The organism is Hafnia psychrotolerans (genome assembly GCF_014639435.1).
GTDB classification, from domain to species: Bacteria; Pseudomonadota; Gammaproteobacteria; order Enterobacterales; family Enterobacteriaceae; genus Ewingella; species Ewingella psychrotolerans.
Genome location: NZ_BMFZ01000008.1, coordinates 75121 through 89623, shown reverse-complemented (window position 1 = coordinate 89623; position 14503 = coordinate 75121). Strand labels below are relative to the sequence as shown.

Genomic DNA, 14503 nt, shown 5'->3' with positions numbered 1-14503 from the left:
TTATTCCCCCAATTGTTAACTATAAATGCAGAGTACTTTGTTGTTAAATTCTGACTGATAACAACCGTCAGCTGTGTAAACGGCGACTTGGCCGCTTGAGCATAGTCATCAAAGCTTATCTCAAGTAGAATCGGTTTAACTAGCGCCAAAGAGAATTCTATTAGGAGACGGTTATGTCATACAATAGTGAACAAGAACGATTTGCACCGAACATGGCTCTGGTACCCATGGTTGTGGAGCAGACTTCAAGGGGAGAGCGTTCTTACGACATATACTCCCGTCTGCTGAAGGAACGTATTATTTTCATGACGGGTCAGGTTGAAGACCATATGGCTAACCTGATTGTGGCTCAAATGTTGTTCCTTGAAGCCGAGAGTCCTGAAAAAGACATCTTCCTGTACATTAACTCTCCAGGTGGCGTTATCACTGCTGGGATGTCTATTTATGACACCATGCAGTTTATCAAACCGGACGTCAGCACCATCTGTATGGGCCAGGCCTGCTCAATGGGCGCGTTCCTGTTAACCGCTGGGGCGAAAGGTAAGCGTTTCTGTTTGCCAAACTCACGGGTGATGATTCACCAGCCGCTGGGCGGTTTCCAGGGGCAGGCGACAGATATTGAAATTCACGCCAAAGAGATCCTGAAAGTGAAATCTCGGATGAATGAGCTGATGGCGAAACATACGGGTAAGTCACTGGAAGAAATTGAACGTGACACCGAGCGTGACCGTTTCTTGTCAGCGGATGAGTCTGTAGAGTATGGATTGGTTGACTCGGTATTTTCCCATCGCGTCTGACGGGTTAAATCTGCCGGGCTGATGGTCTATAGTTAAGTCATGCAAAGGCAACGCAGGTTGGCACGCAGGTTTTTAATGTGAGCACTGCGTTTGGCTCAGTACCGACATAGCAACCACCCGCCGTCGATACGGCAGCGATTAACATGCCCGTGCCGCGTGTTCTGCGGAACAGAGACTAAAGAAGAGGTTTACTGATGACAGATAAGCGCAAAGACGGTTCAGGAAAGCTGCTGTACTGCTCTTTCTGCGGCAAAAGCCAGCATGAAGTGCGTAAGCTGATTGCCGGGCCGTCAGTGTATATCTGCGATGAGTGTGTCGATCTATGTAACGACATTATTCGCGAAGAGATTAAAGAAGTTGCTCCGCACCGCGAACGCAGTGCATTGCCGACTCCCCATGAAATTCGTCAGCACCTGGATGACTATGTCATCGGGCAGGAACCGGCTAAAAAGGTTCTGGCTGTGGCGGTTTATAATCACTATAAACGCTTGCGTAATGGCGATACCACTAATGGTATCGAATTAGGTAAGAGCAACATTCTGCTGATTGGGCCAACGGGTAGCGGTAAAACGTTGTTGGCTGAGACGCTTGCGCGTTTCCTTGATGTGCCATTCACTATGGCTGATGCCACCACCCTGACTGAAGCCGGTTACGTGGGTGAAGATGTGGAAAATATCATCCAGAAACTGCTGCAGAAATGTGACTATGACGTACAAAAAGCGCAGCGTGGGATCGTTTATATCGATGAAATCGATAAGATCTCCCGTAAGTCTGATAACCCATCGATCACACGTGATGTGTCCGGTGAAGGTGTTCAGCAAGCGTTACTTAAACTTATTGAAGGTACCGTTGCGGCAGTTCCACCTCAGGGTGGACGTAAGCATCCTCAGCAGGAGTTCCTGCAGGTTGATACTTCTAAGATCCTGTTCATCTGTGGAGGCGCATTCGCTGGTCTGGATAAGGTGATTGGTCAGCGTATTAACACCGGTACCGGCATTGGTTTTGGTGCAGAAGTGAAGGGTAAGTCTGAAAAAGCAACCGAAGGCCAGTTGTTGGCTCAGGCTGAACCAGAAGATTTGATTAAATTTGGTCTAATTCCAGAATTTATCGGTCGTCTGCCCGTCGTCGCTACCCTAAGTGAACTGAGCGAAGACGCATTGATCCAGATACTGAAAGAGCCGAAAAATGCCCTGACTAAGCAATATCAGGCATTGTTCAATCTGGAAGGCGTTGAGCTAGAATTCCGTGATGAAGCGTTAGTCGCTATCGCCAAAAAAGCGATGGCGCGTAAAACGGGTGCTCGCGGTTTGCGTTCGATTGTTGAAGGCGCACTGTTGGATACCATGTATGACCTGCCATCACTAGACAGCGTAGAGAAAGTGGTTATTGACGACTCCGTTATTTCGGGCCAGTCAGAACCGCTGATGATTTATGGAAAACCTGAAGCGCAACAGGCATCTGGCGAATAATTAGCCAACTGTTCCATAAGGTTAGTGAAGAAAATGGGGGATTTTGTCCCCCATTTTTTTTTACTCACATTCTTGTCGTTGAATGTCAGATATTCATCCCCATATACTCAAATAACGACTTGCTGAAACCCGTTTGACTCGTGTTTCACGAGATTTCCTTAACCTGGCGGAAGCTAAACTAAGAGAGAGCTCTATGAACCCTGAGCGTTCCGAACGCATAGAAATCCCCGTCTTGCCCTTGCGCGACGTGGTGGTTTATCCGCACATGGTGATCCCGTTGTTTGTTGGCAGGGAGAAATCGATTCGCTGCCTTGAAGCTGCGATGGATCACGACAAAAAAATCATGCTGGTAGCGCAGAAAGAAGCATCTACCGATGAGCCGGGTGTTAACGATCTCTTCTCTGTAGGCACCGTTGCCTCCATATTACAGATGCTGAAACTGCCTGACGGTACCGTGAAAGTTCTGGTTGAAGGTTTACAGCGTGCGCACATTACCACGCTGTCTGATAGCGGCGAGCACTTTGCTGCTCAGGCCGAATACCTTGATTCACCGGCCGTGGATGAGCGGGAACAAGAAGTTCTGGTTCGTACCGCCATTAATCAGTTTGAAGGCTATATCAAACTGAATAAAAAAATCCCACCGGAAGTGCTCACTTCGCTTAACAGCATTGAGGATGCAGCCCGTCTGGCTGACACCATTGCTGCACATATGCCATTGAAACTTGCAGATAAACAGTCTGTGCTAGAAATGTTTGATATTACCGAACGTCTGGAATATCTGATGGCGATGATGGAGTCGGAGATCGACCTGTTACAGGTTGAGAAGCGCATCCGCAACCGTGTCAAGAAACAGATGGAAAAGAGCCAGCGCGAGTACTATCTGAATGAGCAAATGAAAGCCATTCAGAAAGAGCTGGGTGAAATGGATGATACGCCTGACGAACATGAAGCGCTGAAACGCAAAATCGAAGCGGCGAAAATGCCGAAAGAAGCGCGTGAAAAAACCGAAGCTGAACTGCAAAAGCTGAAAATGATGTCACCGATGTCTGCTGAAGCCACCGTCGTTCGTGGTTATATCGACTGGATGCTTCAGGTACCGTGGAATGCCCGCAGCAAAGTGAAGAAAGATCTGCGTAAAGCGCAGGAAGTTCTCGATTCTGATCACTTTGGCCTGGAACGTGTCAAAGACCGTATTCTTGAATATCTTGCAGTGCAGACACGCGTCAGCAAAATTAAAGGTCCGATCCTCTGCCTGGTTGGGCCTCCGGGTGTGGGTAAAACCTCTCTCGGGCAGTCTATTGCACGTGCAACAGGCCGTGAATATGTGCGTATGGCGCTGGGTGGTGTGCGTGATGAAGCGGAAATCCGCGGTCATCGCCGCACTTACATCGGCTCTATGCCAGGTAAGATGATTCAGAAAATGGCGAAAGTTGGGGTTAAAAACCCGCTGTTCCTGTTGGATGAGATCGATAAAATGTCTTCTGACATGCGTGGCGATCCCGCTTCCGCACTGCTGGAAGTGCTGGATCCAGAGCAGAATGTGGCGTTTAACGACCACTATCTGGAAGTTGACTACGATCTGTCTGATGTGATGTTTGTGGCGACGTCTAACTCAATGAACATTCCGGCACCACTTTTGGATCGTATGGAAGTGATTCGTCTGTCTGGTTACACCGAAGATGAAAAGCTGAACATTGCCAAACAGCATCTGATGCCGAAGCAGATTGAGCGTAATGCTCTGAAAAAAAGCGAATTGACGATCGACGACAGCGCCATTATCGGAATTATTCGCTTTTACACCCGAGAAGCGGGTGTGCGTAGTCTGGAACGCGAACTGTCTAAATTGTGTCGTAAAGCCGTTAAACAATTGCTGATGGATAAAACCCTCAAGCACATTGAAATTAACGGGGATAACCTGAAAGATTTCCTCGGCGTACAGAAGGTTGATTACGGCCGCGCTGATACCGAAAACCGCGTAGGTCAGGTGACCGGTTTAGCCTGGACTGAAGTCGGCGGTGAACTGTTGACCATCGAAACAGCCTGTGTTCCTGGTAAGGGCAAGCTGACCTATACTGGCTCTTTAGGCGAGGTCATGCAGGAGTCTATCCAGGCAGCGCTGACCGTGGTGCGTGCTCGTGCGGACAAACTGGGTATCAACCCTGACTTTTACGAAAAACGTGACATTCACGTTCACGTACCGGAAGGGGCAACGCCAAAAGATGGTCCGAGTGCGGGTATCGCGATGTGCACTGCACTCGTATCCTGCCTGACCGGTAATCCGGTACGTGCGGACGTTGCCATGACTGGGGAAATTACCTTGCGTGGCTTGGTTCTGCCAATCGGTGGTCTGAAAGAGAAGCTGCTGGCAGCCCACCGCGGTGGTATCAAAGTGGTGCTGATACCGGATGACAACAAACGTGATCTGGAAGAGATTCCTGCTAACGTGTTAGGTGATCTTGAGATTCATCCGGTGAAGCGCATTGATGATGTGTTGAATTTTGCGCTGCAAAATCCGGCCTTCGGTGCGTTACCGGTTGCAGTAAAATAGTGATCATAACCGTCACAGTTAAATAAAACTCGGGCTGGTAAGTGAAATCTCACTTGCCAGCCTTTTTTTGTGTCGTTAAGTTAGACAGCTGTCAGAAAGTTTGAGGCTGCTTTCAGCCGCTTGCATAGCCCTGACAGGCTTGATATAACTGCTGGGCTGTCATATTCGCAGGGAAAATGCGACGTGACGATAGAATTTCTAGAGGGGATTAATAGAGTGAATAAGTCACAACTGATCGACAAAATTGCCGCCGGTGCTGATATTTCTAAAGCGGCTGCTGGACGTGTATTGGATGCAGTACTTGGATCGGTAACCGACACCTTGAAATCTGGGGAAGAAGTTGCTTTGGTTGGCTTTGGTACTTTCTCGGTTCGTGAGCGTTCTGCTCGCACAGGCCGTAACCCACAGACCGGTAAAGAAATCAGCATTGCTGCGGCAAAAGTGCCTGGTTTCCGTGCGGGTAAAGCGTTGAAAGACGCAGTCAACGGTTAATTACCTGCAGGTCAGGCGTCAAACCTGCGAGACAAAAGCCAGTATAGTGCTTTTCATTCCCAGGTCTGGTTGTTAAACAATAACCTGACGCCAACGGGTTGGTAAGGTAAGATACAAGGCGCATCGGAATCGATGCGCTTTTTTTATTACAGCGGAGTGTTGCCTCACTATGATGGACAATTTACGCGCGGCTTCCAACAACGTCGTGCTCAAAATCATTCTGGCCCTGATTATTCTGTCTTTTATTTTGACAGGGGTAGGCGACTACCTGATCGGCGGTTCAGGCGACTATGCAGCGAAAGTGAATGGTCAGGAAATAGGGCGTTCGCAGTTGGAGGAAGCGGTACAAAGCCAGCGTAGCCGACTGCAGCAACAGCTCGGAGATCAATTCTCTGCGCTGGCAGGTAGCGAAGGCTATATGCAGCAATTGCGTCAGGAATCCCTAAATAATCTGATTGATGTCACGTTGCTCGATCAGTATTCCAAGAAGCTGGGCATTACCGTCAGTGACCAACAAATTAAAGACGCTATCCTGGCAACCCCACAATTCCAGACTGATGGCCGTTTCGATAATGCCAAATATCTGCAAAGCATCCAGGGTATGGGTTACAGCGCAGACAATTTTGCTAAATTGATGAAACAGCAGTTGGTCAGTCAGCAATTGGCGCAGGCTTTCGGGACATCAGATTTCATTTTACCGACTGAAACCAAAGCCATGTCTGAATTACTTCTGCAGGAACGTGACGTTCGTACGGCGACTCTCGATACTGCGGCTCTGGCTGCGAAACAACAGGTCAGCGACAGCGAAGCACAGGCTTTCTACGATCAGCACAAGAATAGCTTTGTCTCCCCCGAGCAGGTAAAAGTCAGCTATATCGAAATGGATGCAGCGTCGATGCAAGGGAAGTCAAACGTCACTGATGCTGACGTCACGGCGTACTATGATCAACACAAGAGCGAATTTGGTCAGCCTGAGCGTCGTCGTTATCGGGTTATCGTCCTCAAAACACAGGCTGATGCGGATGCCGTCGCCGCTGAGCTGAAGAAAGGCGCTGATTTTGCTGAACTGGCTAAAACCAAGTCTATTGATAAGCTGAGCGGAAAGCAGGGCGGTCTGATGGATTGGGTTGAACCTGAAACAACGCTGCCTGAATTTAAAAGCGCCAATTTGACCACCAAAGGTCAGGTTTCTGGTGTGATTAAATCTGACAATAGCTTCTTCATTTTACGTCTCGAAGACATTCAACCTGAGCAAATCAAACCGATAGCTCAAGTGCATGACAGCATCGTTGATAAGCTTAAACTTGAGAAAGCTGTTGATGCGTATTATGCCTTGCAGCAGAAGGTCAGCGAAGCGGCTACCAATGATAATGAGTCTTTAGCCTCAGCTGAAGACGTTGCCGGTGTAAAAGCAACACATACTGATTGGTTTACTCAGCAACAGATCCCCGCAGCTCTTAACTTTAAACCGGTTGTGCAGGCTATCTTCGAAGGTGGCTTGATTGGTCAGGACGGTTCACCGGGCAGCAATTCAGACATTATCACTGTTGATGGTGACCGTGCCTTTGTTCTCCGCGTTGATGCGCACAAAGCCGAAGGCTTTAAGCCTTTTGCTGACGTTAAAGAGCAAGTGATGACATTAGTGAAACGCGAGAAAGCAGAAGACCAGGCGCGTATGGAGGGTGAGAAACTGCTGACAGCGCTTAAAGCGGGTAAAGGCGATGAAGCCTTAAAAGCTGCGGGTCTGAGTTTTGGCGATGTGCAGAAAATACAGCGTACTCAGCAACCTTCTGCATTTGAACAAAACGTTTATGCTTTGCCTCATCCGCAAAAAGACCAGCCAGTTTATGGTTTATCTCAGGATGATAAAGGTAACAGTGTGCTTGTTGAGCTAACTGCGGTTAATCCGGGCCAACTACCCGATACCGAAACTGCACGCTTTGAGCAGCAACTGCAGCAGTCTTCGTCCAACGTGACCTTCGATGCATTGCTGACCAATCTGCGTCAGGAAGCCAAGATCAAATTGGGTTCTGCCGCACAAAACCAATAAACGTCGCAAAACAATGCAACGTGTTGCAACTTCCAAAGGCCGCTTTCGCGGCCTTTTCCACATTTTTAATCTGCCAATTGTCGCTTGATAAAACTTACTGCATTCTGTTCATGCTGAAAACACATGGAGGATACAGCATGAAAAAATTAGGCATTACTTCACTTTCACTGGCCCTGGCTTTGGGGCTATCTACTCTCCCGGTCATGCTTCAGGCCGCGCCAATGAGCGTGAATCAGGTCGCAACCGCGACGTCGGCAGTCGCTCAGGCACCGACAAATAAAGTGGGAACGTCTGTGGCTAAAAAAGAGCAGGCCATGACTACGGATGACGCCAGGGTTAATGTCAATACTGCAACGGCAGAAGATTTTGCACAAGTAATGAACGGCGTAGGGCTTAAGAAGGGGCAGGCGATCATCCGGTATCGCGATGAGTTAGGGCCATTCACCGCTATTGATCAGTTGCAGGAAGTACCGGGAATTGGTGCTGCGCTGTTCGAACGTAACAAGGACCGTCTGAAACTGTGACGGATGTCCCGGCGATGACCTGATAAAGGTTATCGCCATTTTCTTCTGCTAATCTTTCAAGACATCTGACCAGTACAGATATCTTACCTGACCCTTATTTTTCAGGAGCACCGAAGAGATTATGCATACGTTCATTACGGTTCGTGGTTTTCATATCGACGTCTATCAACATGTTAATAATGCCCGTTATCTTGAGTTTTTAGAATCCGCTCGTTGGGAGTGGCTCGATAACAAGAGTGGTTTTAAATGGATGAGTGCCAACAACATCGCGTTCATTGTGGTCAATATTAATATCAACTATCGCAAGCCGGCTACGCTAGGCGACCTATTACGCATTGACAGTAGCCTACAGCAGATCAATGGCCGCAGCGGTGTCATAGAGCAGGTGATAACAAGAGACGGGGATATGGTTGCCGATGCAACCCTGACTTTTGTATGTATCGATTTACGGACACAAAAAGCCTTGCCGCTTGAAGGTGAATTGCTTGAAAGATTACGTGAGCTGGAACTTAAAGATCACTAAACGTAGGTTGAAATAATGAGAACGTGAATAGAAGAGAAGTGATGGGCCGGATGTGAAGCATCAAATCCGGTCACCCATTTCTTAAAATTAAAGCTGTCCGATTTTCTTTTTCAGGCTGGCATTCACGGCAATTTTATCCTGCTGGTACTGATGTAGACCATTAGCACGCAAATGACAGGCCGCGCAGTCGCCACAGCCATCACCAGCGATACCGTTATAGCAGGTGAGCGTTTGGTGGCGTACAAGCTCCAGTTGCTGATAATAATCGGCCAGTGCCCAGGTTTCAGCTTTGTTCAACCACATGAGCGGTGTTTCAAAGCGTATTTCGCGGGCTATACCCAATGAAACTGCATGGTTAAGTGCTTTGACGAATTCGTCGCGGCAATCCGGATAGCCGGAGAAATCGGTTTCACATACGCCAGTGATCACGGCTTCGGCCTGAATCTGGTAGGCATAGATCGCCGCTAATGTAAGGAATAAAATATTTCGGCCTGGAACAAAGGTGCTCGGGAGCCCGTTGTCAGACTCCTCACCGAAAGCGGGGACAGGAATATTGTCACGGGTCAGGCTGCTCACGGCCAGTTCGTTCAGCAGACCGACATCCAGCACCTTGTGGGCTTTGGCGCCTAACGCTACAGAAAGTTTGCGGGCAATGTCGATCTCTGCGCGATGTCGTTGACCATAATCGAAGGTGATGCAATGTACTTCATCATATTGCGTCAATGCCTGAATCAGGCAGGTTGTTGAGTCCTGACCACCGCTAAAAACCACCACTGCTCTTTTCATGTATTTACCTGTTTTACTCAGACCTATGCCAGATGTGCTGACAGAAAAAATCCCGTCTATGGTACTGCCCTTTGGCTTGATATAAAAGGTTAGGGCAGTGGCGGCGGGATCCACGCCTGACAAAAATCAAACCATCCCCACGCTGTAAGCTGTACTCCATTGACGCGAGGCGGCGCGCTAACCTGATATTGATAGTTAAACAGCGGCGTGATGATCCCACGTTTCATCAGGCGATAAAAATGATCTCTCAGCTCCTCTGCTCTTTTATTGGCCAGCGGAATTTGCTGAATAGAATGCAGGCGATTGAGCTGCTCCTGAAGATCTTGATCACTGAGAATACCAGGCCAGAGCGGATCCTGGCGCAGCCAGTTTTCCAGTGTCGCTTCCGGAGCCTCGCCAATTAAGCGATCGCCTAGCAGCAGGTCGGCAGAATTTATCGACTCTTCACTGTCCCATAAACGGCCAGGATGATAGATGGCCTCTAATTCGCAGGCCTCATCGGCCAGGCAGGATTTCAGCGCCTCGGCCACGAATTCAAGTTCAATGGGCGGGTGGAAAACTAATTTTAGTTTTTTCGGCAAGGTCACCTGCGACATAGGGTGTTCGGGGATCGGCCATTCAGGCAACATCTCTTTGCTGGGTTTAACCAGATCGTGGTCAATGGGGAGCCTGCTCAGTAGACCGGATCGCTGAATGATCATTATGATCTTCTGTGCCTGTTGCGAGGATAAATTTCCGCGCCGTAGGTTGGCCGCAATATAGCAAAAACCGAGACTAGTCATGCGTTTCACCGGCTTTACGTCTACCAGTTCATCTTCTTCACCTAGCATTATTCGTACCGGGTGCTGGCAACTGATTTTATCTTTTTTCGTGAAAAGTTGTGGTGTGATCCAAAATTCAATTGCGGCCAGGAAAGGATGTTGTAAGTGGTAGTAGGTGTGTTGCTCCAGGCGAACCAATTCTGGGGCAAAACTTGCCAGACGAAACGGCCCGGCTCCGCAAAGTGGGTCATCAGGATGCGACAATAGACAATTGAGATCAGCCAGACGGTGTGCCAGCCAGTAATCCGGTATTTGCAAATCGAATTGCAGACAGAGGGCATGAGGCTGGCTGAGGTTGGTCACTGTCGCAAGACTTTGTCTGCTGCGCGGCGACTGCCGTAGTACTTCAAAGCGTGCGCATAGCTGTCCTGCGGTCACGGGTTCGCCATTGTGCCAATAAAGTTGGCTACGCAAGAAGAAGCGCCAGATTTTACCGTTATTACTGATCTGCCAGTGATGCGCAAGATCCGGTTGAGGAAGTGGCTCACCGGTGATAAAACGCGTCAGCCCTGCATGCAGTGTATGCGCAAGATGTTGTTCTGCACGACCGGTCAGGGTTTGCGGATCCAGGGGCTGCATAGTGCGGTAATAGGGAATGCGCAGCGTCGGTGCATCGGCCTGCCACTGTCCGCCGAGATGCGGAGTCAGTAGAACCGTAAGATGTTTGGGGTCCATTTCGCTGAGTTGCAAAGCTGCCGAGTGATCACCATTTTTCAATAGCTGTTGCAAATAGGACTCGCGCAAACTTTCCGGCGATGTCAGGCATTGAATCGAAGCACGTTTTCCTCGACCCACCTGCGATTGCCAGCTTATCCAGCCTGCATCTTGGAACTGTGCCAGTAAGGTTCGGGTATGACGTTCACTGCAAACGAATATTTTGGCCAGATCAGCCACTCTTAATGCCGAAGGCTGATCACCCACTTTCACATACAGTCGTTGATACTGATTGAGGCGGTTTTGTAATCGCATAGAAAATTCGCAACACCTGAAGAAAGTTTGCCATAGGGTGGCCAGCATATCGAAGCTGCATGACGGTCACATCAGGCAGAAGGGTGTAATGTGATCTAAATCCGGAACACTATTTATAAACTGTTCACTATTACTTCCGTAAATACCGCTGCATACTTACACCGTTAACTTTCTCCTGGGCAGCCAGACAAGAAACTCTTTTCATGCTGCTTTATCTGCTATTGCGAGGTTTTATGTTCCGTCTGGCTGCATTTGATATGGATGGCACGTTGTTAATGCCTGATCACCGGTTAGGTGAGAAAACACTGTCTACCCTGCGCCAACTGGCTGAACAACCCATGACGTTGACTTTTGCGACAGGCCGACATTACCTTGAAATGAAAACGATTCTGGCTAATCTGGATCTGAAAGGGTATTTGATCACTGGCAACGGCACCCGCATTCATGATTTGGCCGGGTACCGTCTGCATGCTACTGATTTGCCGGCGGATTGCGCTGAAGAACTATTGAGTACAAATTGGAATACGTCTGCCAGCGTGCATGTTTTTCGTGATGACGGCTGGTTTACCGATCATGATGATCCGCAACTGTTGGTACCGCATGAGTTCAGCGGTTTTCGCTACCAGCTACACGAGCTGTCCACGCTCCCCGTCACCGGTAACAGCAAAGTGTGCTTCACCGCTCCGCATGATGTTCTTCTCCAGTTGGTGCCGTCTATTGAGGCGCATTTTGGTTCGCGCGTTGACCTCTGTTTCTCTGCCGCCGATTGTCTGGATATCATGCCAGCTGGCAGCAACAAAGGCAGTGCGCTTGCATTGCTGACGGCCGGTCTGAATATTGATATGTCCGAATGTATGGCTTTTGGTGATGCGATGAACGACCGCGAAATGCTGGAAAATGTCGGCATGGGGCTGGTCATGGGTAATGCGTTGCCCGTATTGAAACAACACTCTCCCCACCTGCAAATTATTGGTCATTGCCAAAACCAGGCCGTGTCCCACTTTTTACAACATTGGCTGCATTCACCACACCTCACCTATTCCCCCGAATAATAAGGTTATTTCAGCCAGCCGGGCTATCTGTCCCGGCTTTTTTCTGTTGCACGCATCTCTGTCACAAAATTGACATATGGTTTTCATATAGTTCGTCGATCTGACCCTGTCTGTCTATTACTCAACCTTGCTTTTATCTATAGTCCCGACAGGTAGTTCACCCGTTAAGGATAAAATGATGATCGCTACTCATGGGGTAACCCGTATTGCACTTGCTTTAACTTTGTTCATTTCTGTCAATGTGTCCGCCAGGGCCATAACTACGCTTCAGCCTCAGGCTGATTATCAACAATACATTTCCGAGCGTCAGACCGTCGACTTTCTGATCCAAGACGCGTTGACTGCTTTTAAATCTCCAGCCCGGGTTTCTGATGCAGGTTTTACCGGCAAACTGCCCACCAACATGGAAATTGTTGCCGATCGTCTTGAGCAGGCGAGTAAACTGGAACCCTATCGTGCTGACTTACTCTTTAGCACCGCCAGTGCGTACATTTACAATCGAAATGTCAATAAGGCTCTTATGTTGTATCAGCAGATCCTGGACATCGCGCCAGATGACGTCGATGCCCACAGTTATATCGCCGCGTGGCAGCGTTACAAAGGCAATACTACCGCCGTAGAGTCGCAAATGGCTGAACTCAAAAAGCTTAATCTTGGCCGTGCAGATCAACTGAAAAAAGTCTTTGCGGTGATTGATGAGGTCACATTGATGCCGCTTCGTGACGCCTTACCTGCCGACGTCGCCAAATCGTTCACCGGTCCTACCGCGATTATCACCTTAGGTTATGCGCTCGATCCTGATGGTTCGATGAACAAAGTGCTGATCCAACGGTTGGATAAAACGCTGGAACTCGCCAAACAGTTGCCCGACGCAATGATTGTTGTCACTGGCGGCGTGCCGCAAAGCCACCAGACGGAAGGTAAGCTGATGTCGCAATGGCTGGTGAGTAAGGGCATCGATAGCAAGCGTATTTATCAGGATAACTTTGCCCGCTCGACGGTTGAAAACGCGTTATTCAGCCGCTATGCGCTGGCCAAACATCGCATCAAAAATGCGGTGGTTGTTAGTTCTGGTAGTCATGTGCGCCGTGCTCAGGCCCTGTTCACTATCGCCAGTTGGGAAACCGGTCCGCGTGATATCCGTTTTGTCTCGGTTGCGGCTATTGATAAGCCTTTGGCTGAACTCCAAAAAGTCTCTGACGGGGATAGACAGGGGATTTACCGCGATGCGCTGAAAACCATGGGACTGTGGAGTTTCCGCAGCTATCCGCTTGAAGAGCGTTAATATAAATCAGCACTGTCAAAGGGAAGAGAAAGGCGGTTTTGCCGCCTTTTTTACTTCTGATCTGCCCTCAGCGCACGCCGGCTAGCTGCTCGCTATAATGGCTGATGTCGCCGATATTCGCTGCGATCCACTCATCATTGAAATAGGTGTTTAAATACCGTTCACCACTGTCGCACAGCAAAGTGACGATCGAGCCTGTTTCACCTTTGTCCCGCATCTGCTTTGCCAACTGAAGTGCGCCCCACATATTGGTGCCAGTTGAAGCACCGACCTTGCGGCCCAAAATTCCTTCCAGCCAGCGCAGGGTAGCAATACTGGCGGCATCGGGAACGGGGATCATGCTATCGATCACGCTGGGAATAAATGATGGCTCTGCGCGCGGGCGGCCAATCCCTTCAATCTTGCTACTGCATTGTGCGGTCACAGAAGGATCGCGCTGTAGAAAGTAGTCATAGAATACCGAGTTTTCAGGGTCAACCACCACCAGTTCAGTCTGGTGCCCTTTATAACGGATATAGCGGCCAAGCGTAGCTGAGGTACCGCCAGTACCGGCACTCATCACCAGATAACGCGGTACCGGATGCGGTTCTAGAGACATCTGGCGGAAAATGCTGTCGGCAATGCTGTTGTTCCCGCGCCAATCAGTCGCGCGCTCTGCGTAAGTGAACTGATCCATATAATGGCCGTTCATTTCCCGGGCCAGTTGTTCCGACGCGGCATAAATCTGACCTGAGTTTTCTACAAAATGGCAGCGCCCACCGTAAAATTCGATTTGCTGAATCTTACGCGGTGCGGTACATGACGGCATCACGGCGATAAACGGCAGGCCGAGCAGACGGGCAAAATAGGCTTCAGAAACGGCGGTGCTGCCTGAAGAGGCTTCAATGATCGGGGTGTTTTCCCGGATCCAACCATTGCATAATCCGTACAGAAACAGCGAGCGTGCCAGGCGGTGTTTCAGACTGCCTGACGGATGCGTGCTTTCATCTTTCAAGTAGAGCGCAATACCGGGGAAATCCGCCAAGCTAAGACGTATCAGATGGGTATCGGCAGAACGCTGAAAGTCGGCGTCGATCTCTTTAATGGCGTGATTCACCCAGGCATTGGTCATGTTAAGGTCCGTAGCAAAGATTTTGATTATGTTTAGGTTAACGTATTCAACAGAGAAATAAGTTACTATTTAACCC

At 49.1% G+C, this 14503-nt stretch carries 12 protein-coding genes; 9 read left to right on the top strand and 3 right to left on the bottom strand.

Going from position 1 to position 14503, the window contains the following annotated elements:
• The first annotated feature begins 173 nt into the window (after positions 1-173).
• From clpP to IEV89_RS14950, 7 genes are all read left to right on the top strand, one after another.
• On the top strand, positions 174-797 hold the full coding sequence (clpP, locus tag IEV89_RS14980; RefSeq protein ID WP_188474329.1) for an ATP-dependent Clp endopeptidase proteolytic subunit ClpP: 624 nt from the start codon (positions 174-176) through the stop codon (positions 795-797).
• A gap of 194 nt (positions 798-991) precedes the next feature.
• A complete protein-coding gene (clpX, locus tag IEV89_RS14975) occupies positions 992-2266 on the top strand; it encodes an ATP-dependent protease ATP-binding subunit ClpX (RefSeq protein WP_188474328.1) in 1275 nt (424 codons plus the stop codon).
• A 193-nt stretch (positions 2267-2459) separates the two neighbouring features.
• Positions 2460-4814, top strand: a complete 2355-nt coding sequence (gene lon / locus IEV89_RS14970; protein WP_188474327.1) for an endopeptidase La — start codon at positions 2460-2462, stop codon at positions 4812-4814.
• A gap of 216 nt (positions 4815-5030) precedes the next feature.
• Entirely contained in the window at positions 5031-5306 is a 276-nt protein-coding gene (gene hupB / locus IEV89_RS14965; RefSeq protein ID WP_140470871.1) for a nucleoid-associated protein HU-beta, read from the top strand.
• Between the two features lie 169 nt (positions 5307-5475).
• The gene (gene ppiD, locus IEV89_RS14960; protein ID WP_188474326.1) at positions 5476-7356 is read left to right on the top strand and encodes a peptidylprolyl isomerase; all 1881 of its coding nucleotides are present in this window, start codon (positions 5476-5478) and stop codon (positions 7354-7356) included.
• Between the two features lie 137 nt (positions 7357-7493).
• Entirely contained in the window at positions 7494-7880 is a 387-nt protein-coding gene (locus IEV89_RS14955; protein WP_188474325.1) for a ComEA family DNA-binding protein, read from the top strand.
• 121 nt (positions 7881-8001) lie between these two features.
• A complete protein-coding gene (locus IEV89_RS14950) occupies positions 8002-8403 on the top strand; it encodes a YbgC/FadM family acyl-CoA thioesterase (RefSeq protein WP_188474324.1) in 402 nt (133 codons plus the stop codon).
• An 87-nt stretch (positions 8404-8490) separates the two neighbouring features.
• On the opposite strand, the gene queC is transcribed toward IEV89_RS14950, so the two are convergent.
• Both queC and IEV89_RS14940 read right to left on the bottom strand, forming a co-directional pair.
• Positions 8491-9189: a 7-cyano-7-deazaguanine synthase QueC gene (gene queC / locus IEV89_RS14945; RefSeq protein WP_188474323.1), complete on the bottom strand. Its 699-nt coding sequence runs from the start codon at positions 9187-9189 to the stop codon at positions 8491-8493.
• Positions 9190-9278: 89 nt separating this feature from the next.
• Positions 9279-10979, bottom strand: a complete 1701-nt coding sequence (locus tag IEV89_RS14940; protein WP_188474322.1) for an SgrR family transcriptional regulator — start codon at positions 10977-10979, stop codon at positions 9279-9281.
• Positions 10980-11212: 233 nt separating this feature from the next.
• Here IEV89_RS14940 and cof point away from each other — a divergent pair, with 233 nt between their 5' ends.
• A complete protein-coding gene (gene cof / locus IEV89_RS14935) occupies positions 11213-12031 on the top strand; it encodes an HMP-PP phosphatase (RefSeq protein WP_188474475.1) in 819 nt (272 codons plus the stop codon).
• A gap of 175 nt (positions 12032-12206) precedes the next feature.
• Positions 12207-13316, top strand: coding sequence for a YdcF family protein (locus tag IEV89_RS14930; protein ID WP_188474321.1), 1110 nt, complete (start codon positions 12207-12209; stop codon positions 13314-13316).
• A 67-nt stretch (positions 13317-13383) separates the two neighbouring features.
• Here the strand turns inward: IEV89_RS14930 and IEV89_RS14925 are convergent, their stop codons facing one another.
• Positions 13384-14427, bottom strand: a complete 1044-nt coding sequence (locus tag IEV89_RS14925; protein WP_188474320.1) for a PLP-dependent cysteine synthase family protein — start codon at positions 14425-14427, stop codon at positions 13384-13386.
• Positions 14428-14503 lie beyond the last annotated feature (76 nt).

Bases quoted from the DNA above. Each gene is read 5' to 3' on its own strand.
- cof (WP_188474475.1), top strand. From the start codon at position 11,213: ATGTTCCGTCTGGCTGCATTTGATATGGATGGCACGTTGTTAATGCCT.
- IEV89_RS14950 (WP_188474324.1), top strand. From the start codon at position 8,002: ATGCATACGTTCATTACGGTTCGTGGTTTTCATATCGACGTCTATCAA.
- IEV89_RS14930 (WP_188474321.1), top strand. From the start codon at position 12,207: ATGATGATCGCTACTCATGGGGTAACCCGTATTGCACTTGCTTTAACT.
- clpX (WP_188474328.1), top strand. From the start codon at position 992: ATGACAGATAAGCGCAAAGACGGTTCAGGAAAGCTGCTGTACTGCTCT.
- lon (WP_188474327.1), top strand. From the start codon at position 2,460: ATGAACCCTGAGCGTTCCGAACGCATAGAAATCCCCGTCTTGCCCTTG.
- IEV89_RS14955 (WP_188474325.1), top strand. From the start codon at position 7,494: ATGAAAAAATTAGGCATTACTTCACTTTCACTGGCCCTGGCTTTGGGG.
- queC (WP_188474323.1), bottom strand. From the start codon at position 9,189: ATGAAAAGAGCAGTGGTGGTTTTTAGCGGTGGTCAGGACTCAACAACC.
- IEV89_RS14940 (WP_188474322.1), bottom strand. From the start codon at position 10,979: ATGCGATTACAAAACCGCCTCAATCAGTATCAACGACTGTATGTGAAA.
- clpP (WP_188474329.1), top strand. From the start codon at position 174: ATGTCATACAATAGTGAACAAGAACGATTTGCACCGAACATGGCTCTG.
- ppiD (WP_188474326.1), top strand. From the start codon at position 5,476: ATGATGGACAATTTACGCGCGGCTTCCAACAACGTCGTGCTCAAAATC.
- IEV89_RS14925 (WP_188474320.1), bottom strand. From the start codon at position 14,427: ATGACCAATGCCTGGGTGAATCACGCCATTAAAGAGATCGACGCCGAC.